The organism is Streptacidiphilus anmyonensis (assembly GCF_000787855.1).
In the GTDB taxonomy this organism is placed as follows: domain Bacteria; phylum Actinomycetota; class Actinomycetes; order Streptomycetales; family Streptomycetaceae; genus Streptacidiphilus; species Streptacidiphilus anmyonensis.
On the sequence record NZ_BBPQ01000051.1, the window covers coordinates 1 to 23,341 of the forward strand.

Below are 23,341 nucleotides of genomic sequence, written 5' to 3' on the forward strand. Positions count from 1 at the left end.
TGCCGTGACCGGTGACGACGCGGAACGGCGCCGTCCCCATCCCCCTCCGGCCCCCGGATATCAGCATCGCCTGGTCCGGAGCGGGAACTCGATAACCGAACATGGTCATCTCCTCTGGCGACACCACCCCCGCGGGATCCGATCGGGCCGCCAGGTGGCGATCCGCTCCTCCGGGCGACGCCGCTTCCGGGACCCACGAACGGACCACGTCGCCACGTCACCCCGGGCCGAAGGGGAATCCACCCTGCGAGGGCATGCCGATTCGGAGATCAGAGGTGTGTCCCTTCCATCGTGCACCCGAACGAGCACCGAGGCGGTAGGGCGCGGGCACGCTCTTTGCCGAGGCGGGATCGGCGACCTCGGGCCGGTTCCTTACGGCAGGGCGCGGAGTAGGGTGAAGGCACCGAGGGTTTTCCGAACACCGGCTGCAGTGCCCCTGTCGTTCTCGGCGAACGCCGACGCCGGGCCTGCGCGTGGGCCTGGAGACGGGACCCGCACCATGTCCGTGACACTGATTCCCGTGCCACTGATTCGACCGCCTTCGGTCACCCACCGCCTCCCTGCGCGGAATCCCGCCCGCGGCGCCTCCGCCCGGCACACGCGGCATCGCCCTTGACGGACCGCCGACGCACGGTCGGCGAACCTTCCGTGCCTCTGCATGCCGACACCAGCTACAGGTCCGCCCCGACCCGCGACCGAGAGGCCCTCACCCTCATGACCACCCACACCACGCCCGCGCCCGCGACCGTTTCGCAAGCTCCACCGCCGCTGCGGCTGTCCTTGACCCCGGATGGCCCCCCGTCCCGTCTCGACGGCGCCTGGTGGCCGTACTCACGCAACCTCTTCGAGCAACTCCCCGGCTTGATCGCGGAGTTGGACGGGATCTGGGGTCGCATCACCCGGGCCGCCGTCCACGACGCCGTCTGGACCGAGCTGCGCCACAGCCTCCCGGCCGGAACCCACGACGTACGGGTGAACTGGTACGACCCCGGCCACGATCCTCACACGATCACCGTCTCCTCCTACCGCATCAGGGAGTGGGAACTGCTCGTCGTGCCGCCGGAGAGCGCCCCCTGGCGGGCGAAGCAGCTCATGGCCGCAGCGGCCCGTCCCGGCAACCAGCAGTCCGCCCGGGCGCTCGTCACCGACGGTCCCGGACGCCCCTTGGCGACGGCACCTCGCGATCACATCCACATTCGAACCCGGCACACGCCTACCACCGTTGCCGGTGGCTGAGCCTGAAGGCGGGCGACACGTACCACTGACGGGCCCACCGGCTTCGAGTGCGCGCTGCCGGCGGTGTCAGAGTCTGGTCATCGAGGAGAAGGGCGGGGAGACGCGCCGGTGGGCCGAGCCGAAGTCGACGATCACCGAGAGGTCGTCCTCCACCGCGACCACGCGCCCGAGGCCGTGCTTGTCGTGCGTCACCCGGTCGCCGACGGCGAACTGTTCGGGGGCCGGCGCCGCGGGGCGTGTGAACGGGCTGCCGGGCAGGGGGCGTCGAGGTCCATCAGATCTTGTCATTGCAGCAAGTATGCGGCCCCGGACCCCGCATCCTCACCCTGCCCCGGGCCAGAGGTGCTCGGGAACACCCGCACGGTCGGCTCCACGGCCCCCGGGCCCGGCTCGCCTTCTGCGACGTGGCCTTGGGTGACGCGCGGGCTGATGCCGGCCCGTGCCATCAGCTGGGCGACGGCGCGCTGCTGGTGGGGCAGGACGAGAGTGACGACCGTGCCGGATTCGCCGGCGCGGGCGGTGCGTCCGCCGCGGTGAAGGTAGTCCTTGTGGTTGCCGGGCGGATCGACGCAGACCACCAGGCCGAGGTGGTCGACATGGATGCCGCGGGCGGCGACGTTGGTGGCCACCAGCGCGGTGACCTGTCCCGCCTTGAAGAGTTCCAGCGTGCGCGAGCGCTGGGCCTGTGACTTGCCGCCGTGCAGGGCGGCGGCACGGATTCCGCCGTCCAGGAGCCGCTCGGTGAGTTGGTCGACCGCCTGACGGGTCTCCACGAACAGGAGCACTCTCCCCTCGCGGGCCGCGATCTCGGTGACGGCGGCCTGCTTGTCCGCCGCGGCGACCTCCAGGACGTGATGCTCCGTCGCGGCGAGCACGTCGGCCGACGGGTCCACCACATGCACGACCGGATCCGTGAGATAGCGGTCCACCAGCTGGTCGACGTCACGGTCCAAGGTGGCGGAGAACAGCAGGTGCTGGCCGCCGGACGGAACCTGGTCGAGCAAGGCCGTGATCTGGGGCAGGAAGCCCAGGTTGGCCATCTGGTCGGCTTCGTCGAGCACCGTGACGGCGACGCGGTCCAGACGGCAGTCGCCGCGCTCGACGAGGTCCGCCAGCCGGCCCGCGGTGGCGACCACGACCTCGGCGCCGCCGCGCAGGGCGCGCGCCTGTCCGCTGATCGACCGGCCGCCCACCACGGTGGCCACCGTGAGCCGCAGCGACCGGGCGTAGGGGGCCAGCGCCCCGGCCACCTGCTGGGCCAGCTCACGGGTGGGCACCAGGATCAGGGCCAGGGGTCGGCGGGACGCGCTGCGCTGCCCGGCGGTCCGGGCCAGCACGGCGAGTCCGAACGCGAGGGTCTTCCCGGACCCGGTCCGCCCACGCGCGAGAATGTCGCGCCCGGCGAGTGAGTCGGGGAGCGTGGCCGCCTGGATCACGAACGGGGCGGACATCCGCTGACGGGCGAGTTCCTTCACCAGGGCCGGCGGCAAGCCCAGATCAGTGAAGGACGTGGCGACAGTCGCCGGTGCGACCGGGGCCGGACTCGCGAAGTCGTCCAGCCCGGCGAGCGGCGTTCCTTTGTTCGAACTGTGTGTACGGTGCATGCAGATCCTTCCTCGGGCAGGCGCTTCGAGGAATTCACGGCCGCCGACTGCATTTCGCATCGCAGCAACGAACGGAACAACGGAAACGACGCCGAAAGCGACGGTTTCTCTTCACGTGAAGTGGCGCCTTGCGCACAGGACGACGAAAACGTCTCCGGCGCTCGACAGCGGGGCCCGACGGCTGTTCGGAACGGCGGTGCGCAGATTCGGACGGCGCCCCGGGCGTCTGAATCCGGTCGTCTCAGGCGTACACGTCGCCCGACGGCGGAAAAGCCGACGCGGCCGAGGCCCGCACCCCCGTGGATGCGGGCCCCGGCCGCGTCGTACGCGCCGGCGTCAGGCCGGGACGATGTTCTCCGCCTGCGGACCCTTCGGGCCCTGGGTGACGTCGAAGGTCACCTTCTGGCCCTCGAGGAGCTCACGGAAGCCCTGGGTGGCGATGTTCGAGTAGTGGGCGAAGACGTCGGGACCGCCGCCCTCCTGCTCGATGAAGCCGAAGCCCTTTTCCGCGTTGAACCACTTGACCGTACCGGATGCCATCTTGAATCTCCTTCAGGGGCAATAACCGGGAACCGCACTGTGCGGACCCGCGGTCGCCGCGATGATTGCCCCGTCCGGCGGATGCACCGGAAATACAGAAATCACACCGCTCGACCCTGAAACGGGCCGGGCGGGGACTCGAAGTTTTTGGGAACCACAACTGCAACTGATATCGACAGTAGCACGGAAAGGCTTCGAACCGGCGATCATCCGAAGAGGTCGTCCGCACGAGCCCCTCCGCGGCCCGGGACCCGGCTGTAGCATCGGCGGCATGTCGACGCCGGATGCACTCCTCGTGGAGATCGCCGCCACGGTGGAAGCCGAACAGACCAACCAGATGCCCCTCACCGTCCTGGTCCACGGCGCGGTCATCACCGGCAGGCTGGTGCCGGAGGGGGTGTGGCGGCAGCACGTCGCGGGACTGCTGCGGGACTCCGATCTCTTGGGGCCTTTCGCCGGCATCTTCATGGGACGGACCGAGGACCCCCGGGCCCGCGCCGATCGGATGCCCTCGCACCTGCACTTCCACCGGGCGCGGATTCTCCAGGGCCAGGTGGGGATTCCGGAGACCGGCGGGATGTACCGGATCGCCATCGAGGACGTCAGCGCCTGGACCGCAGGGGACTTCGGCTACGTCGACCAGTGACCCGCTCGGGGCCGCCGGCCTCCCGCTCGACCAGGACCACCACCGGACGGCCCTAGCCAGACGCCCCCTCCCTGCGCCAAGCTTCACCCGAAGGCCCACGGCAAGCACGCGCCATGCAGCGCTCGCGTTCTCGTCAAGACGGCTCCCGCCGACGCTCGAACGAGAAGGTGCCCCATGCCCCACATTCCACGCCGTCCCGGCCGGGTCCGCGCACCGGCACGGACCGCTCCGTCCCCGGTCGCGCTCCGGTGACCACCGACGACGAAGCGCAACTCCGGGCCGAACGGCTCCTGGTGGCGGAGGCTCACGACGTCGCCGACGGTTGGCGCTTCCTCACGGTGGACAACCTCGCCCCCGACGGCCGCGCCGACGCGTTGCTGTACGAAAAGGCCCTCGACGCCTTCGATCTGGCCGCAGGCACCCGTGAGTGCCGACACCGGGGCCGCTTGCACGGCCTGACCTTCGGCATCCGCGGCGACCACGCCGACCAGCGCATCGCCTGGCTCCGCAGGCGTCTGGAGGCCCTCAGGCCACCGGCCCTGCCGGGCTTCGGCACCTGGGTCATCCGCGACGGAGCACGCTGACGGCCGACGGACGCGCCCGTCCGACGCGCCGCTGCCCTGCGCTGCGCCGGAGCATGGCCGCACCGGAGCATGGTCGTGCCCATGCGAACGACAGACCCGACCCCACCCAGCCGGGCGGGAACCCGACATCGGACACTGCCACAGACAGTCCGTGAGAGAAGGCCACCCATGCGGGACCCCTACGACTCAGGCGAGTGCGACATCTACACCATCCAGGACCACCGCACCCGTCAGCAGGCCCGGCTACTGGTGGCCTCCCGCGCGCAGGGTGCGCAGGACTGCCGCGACCTCCTCCGCGCCCTGGACCTGATCGAGCCCACCGGCCCGGGCGCCATCCGCCAGTGCCCCCGCTGCGGCACCCCGCACCAACGCTGGGGCAACAGTGCGCGCAGCCGCTTCTGCTCCGCCGGCTGCGCCGACACGCCACCGGACGGCGTAGCACCACAGCCGCCTGGTCCCCTCGGCTGAGCGGGACCTGGTCTGCGCCCTCGTAGACCCGGGCGATCTCGACACCGGCGACGACTGGCCGCAGTCGACGGTGCCGCTTCGTCAGGCGCGGGCGTACTGGTCGAGCTTGGGCAGGTCTTGGCCGAGGGTGGCGGCAGCGTGGCGGGCCCAGTAGGGGTCGCGGAGGAGCTCGCGACCGAGCAGGACGGCGTCGGCGCGACCGGAGGCGAGGATGTGCTCCGCCTGGTGCGGGTCGGTGATGAGGCCGACCGCGCCGGTCGGCAGCCCCGTCTCGTTGCGGACGCGGGAGGCGAACGGCACCTGGTAGCCCGGCTCGACCGGGATGCGGGCGTCCGGGACGTTGCCGCCCGTGGAGACGTCGAGCAGGTCGACGCCGCGGGCCTGGAGCTCCTTGGCGAGGTGCACGGTGTCGTCGGCGGTCCAGCCGCCCTCGTCGATCCAGTCGGTGGCCGAGACGCGGAAGAAGAGCGGGAGCTCCTCCGGCCAGACGGCGCGGACGGCCTCCGTCACCTCCAGCGCGAAGCGCATGCGGTTCTCGATCGGGCCGCCGTAGGCGTCGGTGCGGTGGTTGGAGTACGGGGAGAGGAACTCGTGCACCAGGTAGCCGTGCGCGCCGTGGATCTCGGCCACCTGGAAGCCTGCGGCGAGCGCCCGCTGCGCGGCCTCGGCGAACCGGCGCACGACCGCGCCGATCTGCTCGACGCTCAGCTCCTCCGGAGCGGTCATCGCGCCGAAGGCCACGCCGCTCGGCGCGACGGTCCGCCAGGCCAGCGGGTGGCCCTGCGGCAGCGAGCCCCCCGGGGCGTCCCACGGGCGCGCGGCGGACGCCTTGCGGCCCGCGTGCGCGAGCTGGATGCCGGGGACGGTGCCCAGCTCGCGCAGGAAGGAGGTGCTCCGCCGGAAGGCGGCGACCTGGTGGTCGTTCCAGATGCCCAGGTCCCAGGGGCTGATGCGGCCCTCCGGCGTGACCGCCGTGGCCTCGGTCAGGATCAGGCCGGTGCCGCCCGCCGCGCGGGAGGCGAGGTGCTGGAAGTGCCACTCCCCCGGCGCCCCGACGCTTTCGTTGTTCGCAGTCGGCCCCTCGGCCGGTGCCGAGTACTGGCACATCGGCGCCATCCAGACCCGGTTGGGCGCGGTGACGTCACGCAGGGCGAGGGGCTCGAACAGCAGGCTCATCGGGACAGTGCTCCTGGGAACGGAAGAGAGGTCAGATCGTCGCGGTGTCGATCACGAAGCGGTAGCGCACGTCGCTGTCGAGGACGCGCGCGTAGGCCTCGTTGATCTGGTCCGCCCGGATCACCTCGACCTCCGCTCCGATGCCGTGCTCCGCGCAGAAGTCCAACATCTCCTGCGTCTGCGGGATTCCGCCGATCATGGAACCGGCCAGGGTCTTGTTCCCCCCGATGAGGGAGAACACCGCGACCGGCACCGGCACCGGCGGCGCGCCGACCTGGACCAGGGCGCCGTTGGGCTTGAGCAGGGCGAGGTAGGCGTTGAGGTCGATCTCCGCCGAGACGGTGTTGATGATCAGGTCGAAGGAGCCGGCCAGCTTCTCGAAGGTCGCCGGGTCGGCGGTGGCGAGGTAGTGGTCGGCGCCCAGCTTGAGGCCCTCGTCGCGCTTGCGCAGCGACTGGGACAGCACCGTCACCTCGGCGCCCTTGGCGTGGGCGATCTTGACGGCCATGTGTCCCAGGCCGCCGAGACCGACGACCGCGACCTTCTTGCCCGGACCGGCGCCGAAGCGGTCCAGCGGGGAGTAGGTGGTGATGCCGGCGCAGAGCAGCGGCGCGGCGGCGTCCAGCGGGATGCCCTCGGGGATCTTGAGCGCGAAGCGCTCGGTGACCACGACCTGCTTGGCGTAGCCGCCGTAGGTGGGCTCGCCGTCGCGGCCGGTGTCGTTGTAGGTGCCGGTGGAGCCGCCGGGGCCGGAGCAGAACTGCTCGAAGCCCGCCGTGCACTGCTCGCACTCGCCGCAGGAGTCGACCAGGCAGCCGACGCCGACGCGGTCGCCCACCTGGTGCCGGGTGACGGCGGAGCCGACCGCGGCGACCGTGCCCGCGATCTCGTGGCCGGGCACCATCGGGAAGATGGCCGGCCCCCACTCCTCGTTGACCTGGTGGATGTCCGAGTGGCAGATGCCGGCGTAGGCGATGTCGATGAGGATGTCGTGCGGGCCGAGCTCGCGGCGCGGCACGGTGGTGCGCTCCAGCGGGGCCTTGGCGGCCGGGGCGGCGAACGCGGGGATCGTGCTCGTAGTCATGGTGGACAGCCTGCCGGGTGGGCGCGGGCGCAGCCAGATCCTCCGTGAACGTATGCCTGCGGTTCCTACCACTGGGAGGGTCACCCTGGTACGCCCCGGTACCCGCGATCGCCCGCATACTTGACTGACATGAACCCCGACACCGCCCCGACGGACCCCGCCTCCGCACAGGAGGCGCCCGCGCCGCTGGACCCGCGCGCCGAGCTGAGCGAGTTCCTGCGGACCAGGCGGGCCCGCCTGCGGCCGGAGGACGTGGGCCTGCCGTACTTCGGCGCCCGGCGCCGGGTGCCGGGCCTGCGGCGCGAGGAGCTGGCGCAGCTGGCCGGGGTGAGCGTCGCGTACTACACACGGCTGGAGCAGGGCAACGCCCACAACGTGTCGGCGGCGGTGCTGGAGGCCATCGCGGACGCGCTGCGCCTGAACCGCGCCGAGCGCGAGCACCTCGACCACCTCGCCAAGCCCGCCCCGCGTCGCGGCCGGACGGCGGCGGCCGTCCGCCCTGAGCGGGTGCGGCCGCAGCTTCAGCACCTACTGGACGCGATGGACTCCGTCCCCGCCTACGTGCTGGGCCGGCGCTGCGACATCCTGGCGTGGAACCGGATGGCCGGCGCGCTGCTCGGCGACTTCGCGTCGCGGCCGCCGGAGCAGCGGAACATGGCGTGGATCGTCTTCATGGACCCCGCCTCGCACGAGCTGTACCTGGACTGGGAGGGCAAGGCCCGCGACGTGGTGGCGGGCCTTCGGATGCACGCCGGCCGCTCCCCCGACGACCCGCGCCTGGCCGCGCTGATCGGCGAGCTGTCGGTCAAGAGCCCCCTGTTCCGCCAGTGGTGGGCCGCGCACGACGTGCGGGGCACCGGCCCGTGCACGAAGGAACTGCACCACCCTGTCGTCGGACGCCTCACCCTGGTGAACGAGACGCTGGTGCTGCCCGCCGACGCCGGTCAGATGCTCGTCACCTACGCCGCCGAGCCCGGCTCCCCCTCGGCGGAGGCCCTGCGGCTCCTGGCCAGCTGGACCGCGACGGCCCCCGACGCGGCGTCGACGCCGACCACGCAGAACAGCTGAACAGCACGTCCGGACTCGAGCGGTTCTCCAGCCCGGGGCGGCCCCGAGGTTCCGAAGATCCGGAACGGGGTGTTAACTAGGCCGGAAGCGCGGGCGAGCCCTTCGTGTCCTGCTCGCGTGCCTTTCGTGTCCGGCTCCGAGAGGACGGTCCAGGGTATGCACCAGCAGCTGAGCCCACTCCACGCAGTGGCCCTGTACACGCTGCTCGCCGTCGCGGGCCTGTGGACCCTGATGGGCGTGCGGGCCGTCTGGCTGGCCGCGTTCCGCCCGTGGGCCGTCGGCGGCAGTGGCGTCGGCCTCGACCCGGACGAGCAGGTCGCGCTGTCCCGCGCGGAGCGGCGCGCCTTCGTCGCGATAGCCAACGAGCTCAACCGCGCGACCGCCCACTCCGCGTAGCCGACGCCTCCCCTTTGAGGCGCCCGTCAGGACCGCGCGCTCAGGGGACGCGCGCCGCCAGGAGAGGCTGGAAGAACGAGGTGGCCTCGGGCAGCAGCCAGGCGGGCTCGTGGAAGCCGGCGTCGGTCACGAAGCCGGTCAACTGGTGCCGGGTGAGCGCCCAGTAGGTCGTGCGCCGCACCGCGACGCGCCAGTCGTCACCCTCGGGCAGCAGTTGGAAGTGTTCGAGGTCGTACCGCTCCCCGTCCTCGTGCCAGTCCCACAGCTGGAACGTGATGCTCCGCTCGCGCCCCGATCCGTGCGTCTGCGGGCTGGTGGAGACGGGGTGGGCCTGCCGGATCTCGTCGTAGGGCCGGGTGCTGACGAGCAGCAGGCCGTCGCGGCGCAGCACGCGGCGCATCTCGCCCAGCGCGGTCCGCACGTCCTCGGCGGTGAGCAGGTGCGGCAGGGCGTTGTCGGCGCAGACGACGACGTCGAAGGCGGCGTCCTCGAAGGGCAGGGACCGCATGTCGGCGGCCTGTGTGGGCAGGTCGAGGCCGCGCCGGGCCGCCTCCCGCGCGGCCCGCTCGGCGGCGACCGCGCTGATGTCGCTTCCGGTGACCCGGTGCCCGAGCATGGCGAGCCCGAGGGCCTGGGTCCCGATGCCGCAGGCGCAGTCCAGCACGGCGACGCCGCTCTCGGCGCCGAGGGCCGAGCGGATCAGGGCGTCCAGCGCCTTGCCCTGGCGCACGACAGCGCCGTCCCAGTCGCCGTAGATGAGGTGGTAGTCGGCTGCCAGCTGGTCGTAGAACCGTGCGACGGAGGCGTCGGTCATGCCGGAACCCTACCGGTTCACGGGGGGTTCCGACGGGGCCGGAAGCCCCCGTGCTGTCGGTGCCGGCTCGTCAACTCTCATTCGGGCGTGTGGCGTTGCCGACCTGGGCGTCGTGCGCCGCCAGGATGGCCTGCTCCTTCTCCGCCGACAGGAACGGCGTCCAGGCGGTGAACTTGCCGTAGTCCTCGAACGCCTCCTCCTCGCCGCCGGGGGCGAACAGCCATGCGGCCGTCTCCCGGACCGAGTCCGTGACCGGGCGGCAGCGCAGGCCCGCGGCCACGGCCTTCGCGCTGGAGGCGTCCCAGGTGGCGGCGGAGTCCTCGAGGCCGACCGGGAGCCACAGCGGGACCTCCGTCCAGGGCTCCACCTCGTGGTCGACGAAGAGCTGGTCGTCGACGTAGACGAGTTCCGCCTTGTCGCCGCCGGCGGCCACGCAGGCGGCGAGGAAGTCGCCCCAACTGCCGTTGTCCGGCGCGCCGGGGACCATGTAGTCCTCGACCTCGTCGCGGGGCTCGGCGGCGAGCAGGTCGAGGCCGAAGGCGGCGAGGTCGCGCACGTCGATGACGCGCAGCGCCCGGTCGGGACGACCGGGGACGGCCATCCGGCCGCCCTGCGCGGCACGGCGCAGCCACGCGGTGGTGCGGCGGGCGCGGTCGTGGGGCCCGACGATGAGGCCCGGCTGCAGCACGACGACGCGCCCGGGGAAGGCCGCGCGCACGGCCTTCTCGCACCCGTCCTTCAGCCAGCCGTAGTCGCCGTCGTCCGGACCGGCGTCGGCACGGCCGCCCTGGCGGGGCGAGGACTCGTCGGTGGGCTCGGCGGGGTAGCCGGGGTAGACGTTGATCGTCGACACGAACAGGTAGGCGTCCGCGCTGCGGGCCAGCGCGGCGGCGGACTTGGCGACCTCGACGGGGACGTAGCCGCAGACGTCCACCACCGCGTCGTAGGGGCCGGCCGCGGCGAGCGCGCCGAGGTCCGCCTCGTCGGTCCGGTCGCCGCGCAGCGAGCGGACGCCCTCCGGATCGCCCTGGCTCCGGCCCCGGTTGAAGACGGTCACCTCCCAGCCGCGCCGCACGCCCTCCTCGGCGAAGGCCCGTCCCACGAACACCGATCCACCGATCACGAGAAGCTTCATGACGAGCAGTCTGTGCGGTGGGCGGGCGTCGCGTCACCCGGCTCTGCCGTCAGCGAAGGATTTGCGCGGCGGGCGAACGGGACGCCGTCTGTTGCGGGAGGTGCGTGGCTCAGCCGAACTGGAGGGAGCGCTTGGACAGGCCCATCCAGAAGCCGTCGATGACGCTGCGGCCGGAACCCAGCTCGTTCTCGGACGCGCCGAGGGTGACGAAGAGCGGCGCGAAGTGCTCCGTGCGCGGGTGCGCGAGATGACCGGCGGGGGCCTTGTGCTCGAAGTCGAGCAGGGCGTCGACGTCCTGGGCCTCCAGGGCGCGGCGGCCCCAGTCGTCGAACTCCGTCATGATCGAGTGGACGCTGCCGTCCTGCGTCAGGGCGCGCAGGTTGTGGGTGAAGAAGCCGCTGCCGACGATGAGGACGCCCTCGTCGCGCAGGGGTGCGAGCTTGCGTCCGATCCGCATCAGCTCGGCCGGGTCGAGCGTCGGCATGGAGACCTGGAGCACGGGGACGTCGGCGTCGGGGTACATCTCGACGAGCGGGACGTAGGCGCCGTGGTCGAGGCCCCGGTCGGGGATGTCCTGGACGGGGGTCCCGGCGCCGCGCAGCAGCTTGCGGACGGAGTCGGCGAGTTCGGGTGCGCCGGGCGCGGCGTAGGTGACCTCGTAGTAGTGCTGCGGGAAGCCCCAGAAGTCGTAGACCAGCGGCACTGTGGTGGTCGCGCCGAGGGCGAGCGGGGCCTCCTCCCAGTGGGCGGAGATCATCAGCACGGCCTTGGGCTTGGGCAGCTCCGCCGACCAGCGGGCGAGCTGGCCCGTCCACAGGGCGTCGTCGGCGAGCGGCGGGGCGCCGTGGCCCAGGTAGAGGGCGGGCATCCGTCCCGGGGCGGCGGTGGTCATGACTGTCCTCGTTCCCGTCGGTCACACAGGTTGGTTCAAATCTGAACTACATCTCCGAGGGTACTCCGGTCCCCGCCCGCTCCGCCCGCCGAAATCGCGTTGAACGCCGACTGCCCGCGCAGGCAGGCTGGCGCGGTGAGATACGAACTCTCCCCCAGCTCCCTGACTTGGGACGAGGTGGATCCCGCCGGTCATCCCTTCGACCACGCGACGGCCGAGCAGGTGATCCGCTCACTCGGGCCGGCCGGCCTGGTGCCCCGCCGGCCCGACGTGCGCATGGCGGACCCGGTGATGACCGCGTGGACCCGGGAATCGGCCTGGCCCTGGGCCGACGCCATGTCGCAGGCGCTCGTCGAACGCTACGGCCGCTGGACCGTCGGCTGGCGGTGGTCGCACGACGAAGGGGACTTCGACGGCGGGCCGGTCGGACACTGGTGCTGCCCGCGGGACTCGATCACGACCCCGGAGGAGACGCTCCCGCGCGTGGTCGCCGCCCTGTCGGAGTGGCGCGGATGGCTGGAGAGCCTTGCCGGACGGTTCGAGGCGTACCCGCTCGATCTCGCCTCCGCCACCGAGGACCGGACCCTGTGGGAGCTGGCCGCCCGCAGGCTCATCCTTCATGTGGTGGACCGCACGGGATGCGGCAGCGGCTGGCACGGGCACTGCCGACAGGTGCTGCGCTGGTTCCTGGCCCACTGGGGCGTCGCGCCCGACGTCGCGGAGGAGCTCGTCGCCGACGCCGTCGGCGGCCGGTTCCGCAGCTGGACCGGCCCTGACCCGGCCATCGTCGACGAGGTCGCCGAGCGCCTGGCCGCGTCCCTTCCGACGGCGTCCGGCTCGTGGTCCGCCGCGACGCCGCTCGACCCGCCGGACCATCTCCGCCGCTGGCTCGCGGTACGCGATGCGGTCGACTGGGACGCGGCGCCGCCCGACGACGCCGCCGGGCGTCCTCTCGTGGCGGCCCGCGACGGCGCGGCGGAGGACATCCGCGCCTTCGACGGGGCCCTCGACCCCGAGCGGGCTCGCGGCCTGCTCACCGCCCTGGAGTCGGTCCGGGCCGACGCCGCGCGCGGCGCGGCGCTCGACTTCGAGCTGCTGCGCGGCTGGCAGCGGCACGTCCTCGGCACGACGACGCCGGAACCGCCGCCGTTCCGCACCAGGCCCGCCTTCGCCAAGGACGGGCGCGAGCGCTACGGCGTCGACGCCGGCACCCGCGACCGCCTCGACGCCTGCCTGGCCGAGAGCGCACGGGATCCGGCAGCCCCCCGGCGCCCACTCCCGCTCACCGCCCGCGCCGCGCGCGCCTACCTGGACGTCTGCTTCTTCCATCCCTTCGACGACGGCAACGCCCGCTCGGCCTTCCTCGCCCTGGTCTTCGTCCTCGCCCGCGAGGGCGTCACCCTCGACGGGGTCGGTCTGCTCCGCCGTGTCAGCTACCAGGCGGACGCCCCGGGCGACGCACTCGTGCTGGCCCGTTCCGTCGGCCTCCACCTCGACGAGACCCGCCGCCGCGCAAGCGGCTGAAACCGGCAGCGGTTGAAGCGGACAGGACCTGCCGGCCCTACAGGCGGACGGTCATCTCCACCGCCACGACGTCGCCCGTCGTCAGGCCCTGCGGGCGGCGGACGGCTGCCTTGAGCGGGAGGAGGTACCCGCCGTCCTTCGGGAAGAGGGAGGTGGTGAAGTCGGTGTCGCCGATGCGGGCCGAGACGGGGATCACGCCCCAGCCGTAGCTGGCCTGGGCCGCGACCTCGCGGATGTCGGCCGACTGGTCCTGCGGGACCGGGACGCAGTAGTACGGGGCGGGGCCGCGCCATTCGATCACGCAGCCGGTGAAGACGAGGTCCATCGACCGGTCCGTTCCACGGGCAGGGCTTCCACGGGCAAGGCTGAGGCTCGATCAGCGTACCGGCGCGGCGCGGACGATCGGCGGTTCGCGCGTCGCACACTGGATCCTGCGGCCGCCGACGGGGACGGGACGGGACGAACGGACGAAAGGCACCGGATACGCACATGACCGCCACCTTGAGGCTGCAGCGCACCTTCCCCACGGCGATCTGGGACCGACACCCGTGGAAGGTCGTGCTCGACGCGCGGGAGGTCGCGACGATCCAGGTCGAGGGGCGGCTGGAGTTGGACGTCGAGCCCGGGCGGCACACCGTGCTGCTGCGCGGCAAGGGGCGGCGCAAGAGTCCGGAGCGCGGGTTCGAGATCGTCGACGGCGGCGTGGTCGGGTTCGTCTGCCACCCGCAGCCGATCCTGCCGCTCGCCCTGTGGGCGTACGCCGTGCCCACGCAGTGGATCGTGCTGCAGGAGCGCCGGCTGGGAGAGTGAGCCGACCCGACGGACCGGCGGGTCAGGCCGCGCCCGACCGGGCCGAGGCGAGGGTGTGGAGGAAGTCCGCGTTGCCCGCCGACTTCTTCAGCCGCTCCAGCAGCGCCTGGGTCGCCTGCTGGGTGTCCAGCGGGTTCAGGCCGCGGCGCAGGGCCCACGCGGCGGAGGTGCGCTCGGGGCCGAGCAGCAGTTCCTCACGGCGGGTGCCGGAGGCCTTGGCGTCGACGGCGGGGAAGACGCGCCGGTCGGCCAGCTTGCGGTCGAGCCGCAGCTCCATGTTGCCGGTGCTCTTGAACTCCTCGAAGATCAGGTCGTCCATCCGGGAGCCGGTGTCGACCAGCGCCGTGGCGACGATGGTCAGCGAGCCGCCGTCCTCGATGTTGCGGGCGGCGCCGAAGAACCTCTTCGGCAGGTGCAGGGCGGTGGCGTCGATGCCGCCGGTGAGCACGCGTCCCGAGGCGGGCGCGGCGGTGTTGTAGGCGCGCGCCAGGCGGGTGATCGAGTCGAGCAGCACGACGACGTCCTGACCGAGCTCGACGAGTCGCTTCGCGCGCTCGATGGCGAGTTCGGCGAGCGCGATGTGCTCGCGCGCGGGCCGGTCGAAGGTGGAGGCGAGTACCTCGCCCCTGACCGAGCGCTCCATGTCGGTGACCTCCTCGGGGCGCTCGTCGACGAGGACGACCATGAGGTGGGCCTCGGGGTGGTTGTGGGCGAGGGCCGCGGCGATGGACTGGATGACCATCGTCTTGCCGGTCTTCGGCGGTGCGACGATCAGGCCGCGCTGGCCCTTGCCGATCGGGGCGAGCAGGTCGATGACACGCGTGGTCAGTACGCCGGGCTCCGTCTCCAGCCGGAACTGCTCCTCCGGGTGCAGCGGCGTCAGTTCCCCGAAGACGGGCCGCTTCCTGGCCCGTTCGGGGGCGAGGCCGTTCACGGCGTCGACCCGCAGGAGGGAGAGGCGGCGGTCGCCCTTGGTCTTCCTGCCACCCGCGTGGCCGCCGGTGCGGGTGACCCCGGTGACCATGTCGCCGGAGCGGAGCCCGAGATCGCGGACCTGGGCCGTCGGCACGTACAGGTCGTCGGGGCCGGGCTGGTAGCCCGAGGTCCGCAGGAAGGCTTGGTTCTCGCGGATGTCGAGAACGCCGTCGACCTGGACGAGGTCGAGGTCGACGTCGAGTTCAGCTGTGATGGTGGGTTCGAGTGTGGTCGTCATGATGGGGTCCTCTTCCTGAGGTGGTGTGAGAGGTCCGGGCGCGGACGCCGGGGACCTGCGCATCGCGGTAAGTCGTCACGCGATGCGAAACGTGAAACCGAACGTGTGCGGTGTTGGTGCGCTTGTGGTGCGGTGTTGAACTGCTGAATCACTCAACTGCTGCCCTGCTTGCTCAACCGCGGTCAGAATTGCGGGAGCCGGAGCCTGGCGGAGGAGATTCACTCCGCTGAGGTTCATAGTAACAGGTACGGCCTGGCTTCTTGTCAAGTCCCCGATTCGGCGACTCCGTCAGCCCTTCAGGGCGAAGGTCACGTCCACGACCCCGTCCACGCCGCCCACGGCGAGCGCGACCACCGGGATGCGGGAGGAGTCGCCGAGCACGCCGCCGATGGTGGCGACGCCCTCCGCGAGGGCGACCGTCAGGCCCGCCGCCGCCTCGGCGCCGATCGCGCGGGAGAGGGCCGCACGGACCTCCTGCTCCAGGGCCGAATCGTCGGTGAGGAAGACCCGCAGCACGTCGGCGCGGCTGACGATGCCGAGGAGCGCCTGGTCCTCGTCCACGACGGGCAGGCGTTTCACGCCGCGCCGCACCATGATCCGTGCCGCGCCCGCGACGGTCTCCTCGGGGCCGACGGTGACGGCGGGAGCGGTCATCAGGTCGTCGGCGACGAGGGCGGTGAGCCGGGCGGCCTGGTCGGGGTCGAGCAGGGCGCCGCGCATCCCGAGCTTCTGCCGGCGGCCGGCCTCCTTGAGCAGCAGGTCCGCCTCGGAGACGATGCCGAGCACGTGCCTGGCCCCGTCGATCACCGGGAGAGCGCTGATCCGGTGCTCGTCCATCAGCCGGGCCAGCTCCTTGAACGGCGTCCGGCCCGTCGCCGTCACCACGTCCGCGGTCATCACGTCCCGGACGGTCCGGCTCTCTGCCTGGGTCATCGGGGTCCCTCGCCTCGTCGCAGCCGCGTGCGCCTCCAGCCTCACCGATGCGGGACGGGGTCGCCACTCCAGTCCCCCACCGGCCGGCGCGGGTGCCGTCACGCGCGCCAGCGCAGGACTTCGAGGGCGGCGGCCACCTCGACGACGTTCTCGGCGAGCGGGCGCGGCAGCAGCCGGTCGGCGCGGGCCAGGCGGCGCAGCAGGGTGTTGCGGTGGACGTAGAGGAGGGCGGCGGCGTGCGAGGCGTTGCACTGGGCGGCGATGAAGACCCGCACGGCGTCGGTGACCTCCGGCTCGGCGTTCTCCAGCGCGCCGAGGACGCGCCGGACGAAGTACCCGGCGTTCTTCGGGTCGGCCGTGAGCAGGGCGACCAGCTCGACCTCCTCGTGGGTGGCGACGCGGTGGGGTGAGGCGAGGCGGGCCAGCATCCGCTGGACGGCGAGCGCGTCGAGGTGGCCGCGCCGGAACCCGTCCAGGCCCTCGGCCGTCGAGCCGACGGCGATCCGCACGTCCGCCTCGGGCAGGGCGGCGGCGCGGGCGCGCAGTTCCTCGGGGTCGGGGCGGCCGTGCACCCACACCCAGCGGGTCGCCGAGCCGGCCGGGACGGTCAGCGGACGCCGGTCGCCCGCGGCGGCGGCGACCAGCTCGGCGGCCCGGTCCAGTGCCGCGAGGTCGGCCCCCGGCCCGTCGCTCCACACGACGGCCGCCGTGTGGGCGCCCGCGAGCGGGTAGCCCAGGCGCTGCTCCGCGCGGGCGGTCGGGATCGGGGCGCCGTCGAGGAGCAGGCTGACGGTCTCCAGCCGTTCGGCGTGGCTGCCGGTGGTGAGCTCCTCGCGTTCACGGGCGATCTGCTCGGCGATGGCGGCGATGGTGTCGTCGACGAACGCCTCGATCGAGCGGGCCGAGACGTCGAGCAGCTCCCGCAGCTCGGCAGGGTCGATGGTGAGGCCGCAGCAGATCTGCGTCCACAGGCGCAGTGCCACGGCCTGGCCGGAGCGGTAGGCGTCCAGGGCGGACTCGTCGAGGCCGCGCCGGACGAGATCGCGGGCGATGTCCAGCTGCGGCGGGCCGACGTTCGCGGGGACCCGCCGCCCCGGGGCCTGGACGTTGGCGGCGGCCCAGAACAGCAGGTTCGAGCGGTTCGCCCGGCGGGTGGCGGCCGCGAGCACGGGATCGTCCGCGAGCTCCCTGGTGTGGGGGCCGGAGAGCGTGGCCGCGTCGATCTCGGCCAGCCACTCCTCGGGCGGCCGCACGGACAGCTCCGCGCCCTGGCGGATCAGCTCGCGTACCCTCGGCGAGGGCGGTTCCCACAGCATCCGCCCACCCTACGGTGGGCTGGTGCACTCTGCTGCACGGCGGAGCGATTCAGGTGCAACCTGCCCATAGGCCGGGGCCGCGCCCGTCGCCGACGATGACCCGCATCGGAAGTCATCGGAAGTCACCGGAATTTCCGCACCACGCGACGGGAGCCCGCACCATGGCCGCGACGAACGACACCTCGACCGAGGACCGGCAGGCGACGCCCGGGGACCGGCAGGCCACGTCCTTCGACGTGCTGATCGTCGGCGCCGGGATCTCCGGCATCGGCGCGGGCTACTACCTCCAGCGCGAGCACCCCGGGCGCCGCTACGCGATCCTGGAGGCGCGCGACGCGTCCGGCGGCACCTGGGACCTGTTCCGCTACCCCGGCATCCGCTCCGACTCCGACCTGCACACCTTCGGCTACGAGTTCAAGCCGTGGCGGGACAAGGACGCGATCGCGAGCGCCGACAAGATCCTGGCCTACCTGCGCGAGACCGCCGCCGAGCACGGCATCGACCGCAGGATCCGCTACGGCACCCGGGTCCTCGGGGCGTCGTGGAGCTCGGCCGACGCCCGCTGGACGGTCGAGACCGAACGCACCGACACCGGCGAGCGGGCCACGCTGACCTGCAACTGGCTCTTCGCCGCCGCCGGCTACTTCCGCTACGACGAGGGCTACACCCCGCACTTCCCCGGACGGGAGCGCTTCGCGGGCACGCTCGTGCACCCGCAGCACTGGCCCGAGGATCTCGACGCCGGCGGGAAGCGGATCCTGGTCATCGGCAGCGGCGCCACCGCCGTCACGCTCGTCCCGGCGCTGGCCGCGACCGCCGCGCACGTCACCATGCTCCAGCGCACGCCGACCTACGTCATGCCGGTGCCCGCCCAGGACAAGGTGGCCAACCTGCTGCGCGCGCTGCTGGGCGAGGAGCGCGCCTACGCGCTGACGCGACGCAAGAACATCGCCCGCCAGCAGGTGATCTGGCGGTTGTTCCAGAAGTACCCGAAGGCGGCGCGGCGGCTGATCCGGCGCGTCAACGTCAAGCAGCTGCCCGAGGGTTATCCCGTGGACGAGCACTTCAACCCGCCCTACGACCCCTGGGACCAGCGGCTGTGCGCGGTCCCGGACGGCGACCTGTTCCGCGCGATCCGGCAGGGCCGGGCCTCGGTGGTGACCGACCGGATCGCGACGTTCACCGAGGCCGGCGTGCGGCTGGAGTCGGGACGGGAGCTGGAGGCCGACGTCGTCGTCACCGCGACGGGGCTGAACGTGCAGGCGATGGGCGGCATCTCACTGACCGTCGACGGCGAGCCGGTGCGCCTGGCGGACACCGTCGCCTACAAGGGCATGATGCTCTCCGGCGTGCCCAACTTCTCCTACTCGATCGGCTACACCAACTCCTCCTGGACGCTGAAGGTCGGGCTGCTCTGCGAGCACCTGTGCCGCCTGCTCGCGCACATGGACTCGCTCGGCTACGACACCGCCGTGCCGGTGCCCGCCGACCCGGCCATGCCCACCCGACCGCTGCTCGACTTCGGCGCGGGGTACATCCAGCGCGCCATCGACAAACTGCCCCGGCAGGGCGACCGCGCGCCGTGGCTGACCTCGATGAGCTACGCCGGGGACGTGCAACTGCTGCGGCACCTGCCGGTCACCGACCCGGAGCTGCGGTTCAGCGTCAGCCCGGGGGCGCCGGTGGCCGGCTCTGCCGCCTCCCGGTCCGACGCCTCCCAGTCCGACGCCTCCGAGTCCGACGCCTCCCAGGAGGTCTCCGCCTGATGGAGCGTTTCGACTTCACCCGGGGCACGGCCGTCGTCACCGGCGCGGCCGGCGGCATCGGCGAGCAGCTCGCCCACGCGCTCGCCCGGCGCGGCAGCGCGCTGGCGCTGGTGGACCGCGACGCCGAGGGCCTGGAGCGGGTGGCCAAGGCCGTCGGCCAGGTCTCCGGGCGTCCGGTCGCGACCTACGTCGTCGACCTGTCCGACGACGCGGCCACCCACGCCCTCGGCGCCACGCTCGTGGCCGCACACCCGGACGCCACGCTGCTGGTCAACAACGCGGGGGTGGCCCTCGGCGGGACCTTCGAGCAGGTCAGCGAGGAGGAGTTCGACTGGCTGATGGCCGTCAACTACCGGGCCGTGGTGACGCTGACCAGGGCGCTGCTGCCGGTGCTGCGGGCCAACGCGGGCTCGCACCTGGTCAACCTCTCCAGCCTGTTCGGCCTGATCGCGCCGCCCGGTCAGGTGGCCTACGCCACCAGCAAGTTCGCGGTGCGCGGGTTCACCGAGGCGCTGCGCGCGGAGCTCGCGGGCCGGGTCGGGGTGACGGTGGTGCACCCCGGCGGGATCCGCACCCGGATCGCCGAGAGCAGCCGCTTCGCGGCGGGCGTGCCCGCCGCCGAGCAGGCGGCGGGGCGGTCGGCGTTCAACCGGCTGCTCACCTATCCGCCCGAGCGGGCCGCCGAGGAGATCGCCACCGCCGTCGAGCGGCGGCGGCCCCGCCTGCTGATCGCCCTCAGCGCCCGCGTTCCGGATCTGGTCGCGCGTCTGTTCCCGGGCCGCTACTCCGGGCTGATGGCTCTTGTCCTGAAGGCCGCCGGTCGGCCAAAGTGAACCCGGTTTCAACTCCCCGGAGGTAGTTTCATGCTCGGACCCGACTGGCAGCCCGACATCCTCGGCGACGGCTACGCCCAGACCACCCTCGACCTGGGCGGCGACCCGGACGGCGAGGGCGGATCCGTCACCGCGGTGCTGGTGCGCCGCGAGCCACGGGCCGACGAGGACGTGCGCGGCGCGCTGCTGTACGTGCACGGCTTCTCGGACTACTTCTTCCAGACCGCGCTGGCCGACTTCGCCGCCGCGCGCGGCCTCGCCTTCTACGCGCTGGACCTGCGCAAGTGCGGCCGTTCGCGCCGCCCGGGCCAGACCGCGCACTACGTCTCCGACCTCGCGCTGTACGACGCGGAGCTGGAGCGCGCCCTGGCGATCGTCGCGGCCGCGCACCCCGACCTGCCGGTCACGCTGATGGCGCACTCCACCGGCGGCCTGATCCTGCCGCTGTGGCTGGACCGCCGCCGCGCGGCCGGACGCGTCGCGCCGGTCGCCGGGCTGATCCTCAACAGCCCCTGGTTCGACCTCCAGGGCAAGCCGATCCAGCGCGGACCGATGACGCAGGCGCTGCGGGTGCTGGCCCGCGTCGCCCCGCTGCGCCCGCTCAAGCTGCCGCCGAGCACCGTGTACGGCGATTCGGTGTACGTCGGGCGGCACGGCGAGTGGGACTTCGACACCGAGCTGAAGCCGCTCACGGGCTTCCCGGTCACCCACGGCTGGCTCAACGCGGTCCGCCGCGGCCACGCCCGTCTGCACCGGGGCCTGGACGTCGGCGTGCCGTCGCTGGTGCTGCGGTCGGACCGGAGCCACTGGACCGCCACCTGGTCCGAGCAGGCCGACCGGGCCGACACGGTCCTCGACGTCGACCAGATCGCCCGCTGGTCCGGCTGCCTGGGCCACGAGACCACCGTCGTCCCGATCCCGGGCGCCCGCCACGACGTGGTCCTGTCCGAGCCGGACGCGCGTGAGCGCGCCTACGCGGAGATGGGCGCGTGGCTGGACCGTCAGCAGCGCACCCGCACCGGTGCGGCGGACTCGGCCGAGGAGGAGGCCGTCACCGCCTCCTGACCGGGGCGTCCTCCGACGCCCTGCCGTCGCCCCCGGCCTTCATGTCGCCGGGGGCGTGTAACGCGCCGTCACGAGCCGGGCGAGCATCGCCAGCCTTGCGAAGTAGCAGGCGCAGTACTCCTCGTCGATCAGGGGCACGACCTTGTCGAGCGCGGCGAGGCACGCCCAGAGGACGGCGACGCCCTCGCCGTCGAGGCCCCCGTCCAGCTCGCGCTGGACGAGGCCGGCGACGTCGGCATCCAGGAGGATCAGCTCCACGCCCTCGACCTCGACGCCCCTGAAGCTCGGAGGGAACGGCACGCGCCGGTGTTCCTCCCACAACGAGGCGACTGTCGCCTCCGCCGCGGACGACGGGCCGAGGAGCTCGTGGACGGCGTCGAAGACGGCGCGCACCAGGTCCACGGCCCCGGCCGGGTGGAGAGCGGCACTCGTCACGCCGCCCTGGCCGAGCCGGTCGCGGAGCAGTCGGGCGCGGTCGAGTGCGGCGGCGCACCCGGCCGAGAGGAGCCCCGCGTCGACGGCGCGCTCGGTCAACTCCTGGAGAGACCCGCCGACGGCCAGGCACCCGGCAAGGACCTGCTCCAGAGCGAACAGGGAGTGCGTGACGGCGACGGTGGCGAACTCGTAGCGGAAGTACGAGTGTCGGATGAGCTCGCGGGAGGTCTCCAGCGCGCTCTTGACGGGCATCGACGCGTCGCCGGGGAGCACCAGCCCGGCCACCAGCGCGTGCATGTCCGGGTAGTCGAGGACGATGTCGCGAAGGCGCGGGTCCGGGGCCGGCAGCGGGGGCAGGCCGGGCGGCGGCAGGGAGTTCACGCGGGCAGTGTCGCCGTCTCGAGGCGGCGAAGGCCAGCGGTTTTGCGCGAGGCGGTCGCCTGTGGCCGACGCGGCGGTCCTCTCCCCCGGTGGGCGCCGTCAGCCCGGTCGGGCCGCCGGATGCGGGCGGGGCCGCAACCGGGCTGACGGGTCGTGCGGTGGGGCGGGCTCAGGCCTGGCTGAAGGAGCCCAGGTAGGCCGCGGCCGCGTCGGGGGTGAAGAACCAGTTCGGGAAGTCCGACGGGTTGTCGAAGCCGTTCGCGAAACGGTCGGCGACCGGCTGGATCTGGCCGGCCGCGCCGATCAGGTTGAGCACGTGCTCCGGCGGCGGCGCGAGCATCGCGTTGGTCCACGCCGTGACGTCGCCTGCGGCGCTCGCCCAGAAGGACTCGAAGGTCCGCTCCATGAAGGCGCGGTCGAAGGGGCCGTCGCCCTGGGCGCGGATCGCGTCGAGGTAGTGCGCGGCGCACTTGGACGCGGTGTTGGAGCCTTGTCCGGTGATCGGGTCGTTGGCGACGACGACGTCCGCGACGCCCATCACCAGGCCGCCGCCCGGCAGTTCGCCGACGGGCCTGCGGACGGTGGGCGCGTAGCGGCCGGCCAGGGTGGCGCGGGCGTCGGTGAGCTCGACGCCGCGGGCGCGCTCGTACTCCCACGGGGTGTAGGTGCGCATCAGGTCCAGCGTGCGGTTCAGGTGCTCCTCGGGCTCCAGGGCCGGCTCGAAGACGTCGAGCGGACCGCCGGGGATGCCCTCCCAGAAGAGGATGTCGCACGGGCCGGAGAGGGTGTAGGCGGGGATGACGAACAGCTCGCCGACGCCGGGCACCAGGTTGCAGCGCACGGCCGGGAAGTCGTGCTCCGGGCGCGGCCCGAGGCCGTGCACGTAGGAGACGGCCAGCGCGCGCTGCGGCGCGGTGTACGGGGAGCGCTCGGGGTCGCGGGCGAACATGGAGACCAGCTCGCCCTTGCCCGCGGCGACCAGGGTCAGGTCGTAGCCGCGCACGAGGTAGTCGAGGTCGGAGACGGTGACGCCGTTGACGACGACCTTGCCGCCGCGCTGGGCGAACAGCTCCAGCCAGCCGGGCATCTTGACGCGCTGGTCGACGGACTGGGCGAAGCCGTCGAGGTGGCCGACCCAGTCGATGACGCGGGCGGCCTCGGGGCCGCTCACCGAGACGCCGAGGCCCAGCGCCTTGGGGGCGTCCGCCTCCCAGAGGTTGATGCCGAGGTCGCGCTCGTGGGCGAGCGAGGTGCGGAACATGCACTGGGTCGACATCACGCGCCCGGCCCGGACCTCGTCCGGGGTGCGGTCGGTCATGACGGTGACGTCGTGGCCGTCGCTCTGCAGGCCGAGGGCTGTCTGCAGGCCGGACTGGCCGGCGCCGACGACGAGTATTCGCGCCAAGTTGTGCTCCAGGTGTC

24 protein-coding genes and 1 pseudogene are annotated in these 23,341 nt (G+C 72.8%); 11 read left to right on the top strand and 14 right to left on the bottom strand.

Annotation, left to right across the window (positions count from 1 at the left end):
• Positions 1-714: 714 nt before the first annotated feature.
• Complete coding sequence (locus TR50_RS30770) at positions 715-1,236, top strand: DUF5994 family protein (protein ID WP_052441550.1); 522 nt, start codon at positions 715-717, stop codon at positions 1,234-1,236.
• 66 nt (positions 1,237-1,302) lie between these two features.
• On the opposite strand, the gene TR50_RS30775 is transcribed toward TR50_RS30770, so the two are convergent.
• From TR50_RS30775 to TR50_RS30785, 3 genes are all read right to left on the bottom strand, one after another.
• Positions 1,303-1,524: a hypothetical protein gene (locus TR50_RS30775; RefSeq protein ID WP_042429681.1), complete on the bottom strand. Its 222-nt coding sequence runs from the start codon at positions 1,522-1,524 to the stop codon at positions 1,303-1,305.
• The gene (locus TR50_RS30780) at positions 1,521-2,840 is read right to left on the bottom strand and encodes a DEAD/DEAH box helicase (RefSeq protein ID WP_236654658.1); all 1,320 of its coding nucleotides are present in this window, start codon (positions 2,838-2,840) and stop codon (positions 1,521-1,523) included. The genes TR50_RS30775 and TR50_RS30780 overlap by 4 nt, the downstream gene beginning before the upstream one ends.
• A 336-nt stretch (positions 2,841-3,176) precedes the next feature.
• Complete coding sequence (locus TR50_RS30785; RefSeq protein ID WP_042429684.1) at positions 3,177-3,380, bottom strand: cold-shock protein; 204 nt, start codon at positions 3,378-3,380, stop codon at positions 3,177-3,179.
• A 271-nt stretch (positions 3,381-3,651) separates the two neighbouring features.
• Between TR50_RS30785 and TR50_RS30790 the strand changes: the two genes are divergently transcribed.
• The 3 genes from TR50_RS30790 to TR50_RS30800 all read left to right on the top strand — a co-directional run bounded on the left by TR50_RS30790 (position 3,652) and on the right by TR50_RS30800 (position 5,078).
• The gene (locus TR50_RS30790; RefSeq protein ID WP_042429687.1) at positions 3,652-4,026 is read left to right on the top strand and encodes a GvpU-like protein; all 375 of its coding nucleotides are present in this window, start codon (positions 3,652-3,654) and stop codon (positions 4,024-4,026) included.
• 248 nt (positions 4,027-4,274) lie between these two features.
• The gene (locus TR50_RS30795; protein ID WP_042429690.1) at positions 4,275-4,610 is read left to right on the top strand and encodes a hypothetical protein; all 336 of its coding nucleotides are present in this window, start codon (positions 4,275-4,277) and stop codon (positions 4,608-4,610) included.
• 168 nt (positions 4,611-4,778) lie between these two features.
• Positions 4,779-5,078 carry a hypothetical protein gene (locus TR50_RS30800; RefSeq protein ID WP_042429693.1) on the top strand — a complete coding sequence of 100 codons (300 nt, stop codon included), beginning with the start codon at positions 4,779-4,781 and terminating at the stop codon, positions 5,076-5,078.
• An 81-nt stretch (positions 5,079-5,159) separates the two neighbouring features.
• Here the strand turns inward: TR50_RS30800 and TR50_RS30805 are convergent, their stop codons facing one another.
• Complete coding sequence (locus TR50_RS30805) at positions 5,160-6,254, bottom strand: NADH:flavin oxidoreductase/NADH oxidase (protein ID WP_042429695.1); 1,095 nt, start codon at positions 6,252-6,254, stop codon at positions 5,160-5,162.
• Between the two features lie 31 nt (positions 6,255-6,285).
• A complete protein-coding gene (locus TR50_RS30810; protein ID WP_042429697.1) occupies positions 6,286-7,338 on the bottom strand; it encodes an NAD(P)-dependent alcohol dehydrogenase in 1,053 nt (350 codons plus the stop codon).
• 129 nt (positions 7,339-7,467) lie between these two features.
• Here TR50_RS30810 and TR50_RS30815 point away from each other — a divergent pair, with 129 nt between their 5' ends.
• Complete coding sequence (locus TR50_RS30815; RefSeq protein ID WP_042429700.1) at positions 7,468-8,406, top strand: helix-turn-helix transcriptional regulator; 939 nt, start codon at positions 7,468-7,470, stop codon at positions 8,404-8,406.
• 156 nt (positions 8,407-8,562) lie between these two features.
• Positions 8,563-8,802 carry a hypothetical protein gene (locus tag TR50_RS30820; RefSeq protein WP_042429702.1) on the top strand — a complete coding sequence of 80 codons (240 nt, stop codon included), beginning with the start codon at positions 8,563-8,565 and terminating at the stop codon, positions 8,800-8,802.
• 40 nt (positions 8,803-8,842) lie between these two features.
• Here the strand turns inward: TR50_RS30820 and TR50_RS30825 are convergent, their stop codons facing one another.
• From TR50_RS30825 to TR50_RS30835, 3 genes are all read right to left on the bottom strand, one after another.
• Positions 8,843-9,616, bottom strand: a complete 774-nt coding sequence (locus TR50_RS30825) for a class I SAM-dependent methyltransferase (RefSeq protein ID WP_042429704.1) — start codon at positions 9,614-9,616, stop codon at positions 8,843-8,845.
• Between the two features lie 70 nt (positions 9,617-9,686).
• Complete coding sequence (locus TR50_RS30830) at positions 9,687-10,751, bottom strand: NAD-dependent epimerase/dehydratase family protein (protein ID WP_042429707.1); 1,065 nt, start codon at positions 10,749-10,751, stop codon at positions 9,687-9,689.
• A 109-nt stretch (positions 10,752-10,860) separates the two neighbouring features.
• Complete coding sequence (locus tag TR50_RS30835; protein WP_042429708.1) at positions 10,861-11,643, bottom strand: dioxygenase family protein; 783 nt, start codon at positions 11,641-11,643, stop codon at positions 10,861-10,863.
• A gap of 135 nt (positions 11,644-11,778) precedes the next feature.
• Here TR50_RS30835 and TR50_RS30840 point away from each other — a divergent pair, with 135 nt between their 5' ends.
• Complete coding sequence (locus TR50_RS30840; protein ID WP_042429713.1) at positions 11,779-13,167, top strand: Fic family protein; 1,389 nt, start codon at positions 11,779-11,781, stop codon at positions 13,165-13,167.
• Between the two features lie 37 nt (positions 13,168-13,204).
• On the opposite strand, the gene TR50_RS30845 is transcribed toward TR50_RS30840, so the two are convergent.
• Complete coding sequence (locus TR50_RS30845; protein WP_042429715.1) at positions 13,205-13,492, bottom strand: DUF1905 domain-containing protein; 288 nt, start codon at positions 13,490-13,492, stop codon at positions 13,205-13,207.
• 164 nt (positions 13,493-13,656) lie between these two features.
• Between TR50_RS30845 and TR50_RS30850 the strand changes: the two genes are divergently transcribed.
• Positions 13,657-13,977 (top strand): hypothetical protein, encoded by a 321-nt coding sequence (locus tag TR50_RS30850; protein ID WP_042429718.1) that lies wholly within the window; start codon positions 13,657-13,659, stop codon positions 13,975-13,977.
• A 22-nt stretch (positions 13,978-13,999) separates the two neighbouring features.
• Here the strand turns inward: TR50_RS30850 and rho are convergent.
• The 3 genes and pseudogenes from rho to TR50_RS30865 all read right to left on the bottom strand — a co-directional run.
• A pseudogene (rho, locus tag TR50_RS30855) lies at positions 14,000-15,175 on the bottom strand (transcription termination factor Rho); the annotation flags it as partial.
• Positions 15,176-15,478: 303 nt separating this feature from the next.
• On the bottom strand, positions 15,479-16,123 hold the full coding sequence (locus TR50_RS30860; RefSeq protein ID WP_063775178.1) for a CBS domain-containing protein: 645 nt from the start codon (positions 16,121-16,123) through the stop codon (positions 15,479-15,481).
• 98 nt (positions 16,124-16,221) lie between these two features.
• On the bottom strand, positions 16,222-17,439 hold the full coding sequence (locus TR50_RS30865; RefSeq protein ID WP_042429720.1) for a PucR family transcriptional regulator: 1,218 nt from the start codon (positions 17,437-17,439) through the stop codon (positions 16,222-16,224).
• Positions 17,440-17,600: 161 nt separating this feature from the next.
• Between TR50_RS30865 and TR50_RS30870 the strand changes: the two genes are divergently transcribed.
• The 3 genes from TR50_RS30870 to TR50_RS30880 are packed head-to-tail and all read left to right on the top strand — an operon-like array spanning position 17,601 to position 21,103.
• Entirely contained in the window at positions 17,601-19,205 is a 1,605-nt protein-coding gene (locus TR50_RS30870) for a flavin-containing monooxygenase (protein ID WP_084701265.1), read from the top strand.
• The gene (locus tag TR50_RS30875) at positions 19,205-20,038 is read left to right on the top strand and encodes an SDR family NAD(P)-dependent oxidoreductase (RefSeq protein ID WP_042429723.1); all 834 of its coding nucleotides are present in this window, start codon (positions 19,205-19,207) and stop codon (positions 20,036-20,038) included. The genes TR50_RS30870 and TR50_RS30875 overlap by 1 nt, the downstream gene beginning before the upstream one ends.
• Positions 20,039-20,068: 30 nt before the next feature.
• Positions 20,069-21,103, top strand: coding sequence for an alpha/beta hydrolase (locus TR50_RS30880; RefSeq protein WP_042429725.1), 1,035 nt, complete (start codon positions 20,069-20,071; stop codon positions 21,101-21,103).
• Positions 21,104-21,142: 39 nt separating this feature from the next.
• On the opposite strand, the gene TR50_RS49275 is transcribed toward TR50_RS30880, so the two are convergent.
• Positions 21,143-21,919 (bottom strand): hypothetical protein, encoded by a 777-nt coding sequence (locus tag TR50_RS49275; RefSeq protein ID WP_152648732.1) that lies wholly within the window; start codon positions 21,917-21,919, stop codon positions 21,143-21,145.
• Between the two features lie 169 nt (positions 21,920-22,088).
• Complete coding sequence (locus tag TR50_RS30890) at positions 22,089-23,324, bottom strand: styrene monooxygenase/indole monooxygenase family protein (RefSeq protein WP_042429729.1); 1,236 nt, start codon at positions 23,322-23,324, stop codon at positions 22,089-22,091.
• Between the last annotated feature and the right edge of the window lie 17 nt (positions 23,325-23,341).

Bases quoted from the DNA above. Each gene is read 5' to 3' on its own strand.
- TR50_RS30770 (WP_052441550.1), top strand. From the start codon at position 715: ATGACCACCCACACCACGCCCGCGCCCGCGACCGTTTCGCAAGCTCCA.
- TR50_RS30775 (WP_042429681.1), bottom strand. From the start codon at position 1,524: ATGACAAGATCTGATGGACCTCGACGCCCCCTGCCCGGCAGCCCGTTC.
- TR50_RS30780 (WP_236654658.1), bottom strand. From the start codon at position 2,840: ATGCACCGTACACACAGTTCGAACAAAGGAACGCCGCTCGCCGGGCTG.
- TR50_RS30785 (WP_042429684.1), bottom strand. From the start codon at position 3,380: ATGGCATCCGGTACGGTCAAGTGGTTCAACGCGGAAAAGGGCTTCGGC.
- TR50_RS30790 (WP_042429687.1), top strand. From the start codon at position 3,652: ATGTCGACGCCGGATGCACTCCTCGTGGAGATCGCCGCCACGGTGGAA.
- TR50_RS30800 (WP_042429693.1), top strand. From the start codon at position 4,779: ATGCGGGACCCCTACGACTCAGGCGAGTGCGACATCTACACCATCCAG.
- TR50_RS30805 (WP_042429695.1), bottom strand. From the start codon at position 6,254: ATGAGCCTGCTGTTCGAGCCCCTCGCCCTGCGTGACGTCACCGCGCCC.
- TR50_RS30810 (WP_042429697.1), bottom strand. From the start codon at position 7,338: ATGACTACGAGCACGATCCCCGCGTTCGCCGCCCCGGCCGCCAAGGCC.
- TR50_RS30815 (WP_042429700.1), top strand. From the start codon at position 7,468: ATGAACCCCGACACCGCCCCGACGGACCCCGCCTCCGCACAGGAGGCG.
- TR50_RS30820 (WP_042429702.1), top strand. From the start codon at position 8,563: ATGCACCAGCAGCTGAGCCCACTCCACGCAGTGGCCCTGTACACGCTG.
- TR50_RS30825 (WP_042429704.1), bottom strand. From the start codon at position 9,616: ATGACCGACGCCTCCGTCGCACGGTTCTACGACCAGCTGGCAGCCGAC.
- TR50_RS30830 (WP_042429707.1), bottom strand. From the start codon at position 10,751: ATGAAGCTTCTCGTGATCGGTGGATCGGTGTTCGTGGGACGGGCCTTC.
- TR50_RS30835 (WP_042429708.1), bottom strand. From the start codon at position 11,643: ATGACCACCGCCGCCCCGGGACGGATGCCCGCCCTCTACCTGGGCCAC.
- TR50_RS30845 (WP_042429715.1), bottom strand. From the start codon at position 13,492: ATGGACCTCGTCTTCACCGGCTGCGTGATCGAATGGCGCGGCCCCGCC.
- TR50_RS30850 (WP_042429718.1), top strand. From the start codon at position 13,657: ATGACCGCCACCTTGAGGCTGCAGCGCACCTTCCCCACGGCGATCTGG.
- TR50_RS30860 (WP_063775178.1), bottom strand. From the start codon at position 16,123: ATGACCCAGGCAGAGAGCCGGACCGTCCGGGACGTGATGACCGCGGAC.
- TR50_RS30865 (WP_042429720.1), bottom strand. From the start codon at position 17,439: ATGCTGTGGGAACCGCCCTCGCCGAGGGTACGCGAGCTGATCCGCCAG.
- TR50_RS30870 (WP_084701265.1), top strand. From the start codon at position 17,601: ATGGCCGCGACGAACGACACCTCGACCGAGGACCGGCAGGCGACGCCC.
- TR50_RS30875 (WP_042429723.1), top strand. From the start codon at position 19,205: ATGGAGCGTTTCGACTTCACCCGGGGCACGGCCGTCGTCACCGGCGCG.
- TR50_RS30880 (WP_042429725.1), top strand. From the start codon at position 20,069: ATGCTCGGACCCGACTGGCAGCCCGACATCCTCGGCGACGGCTACGCC.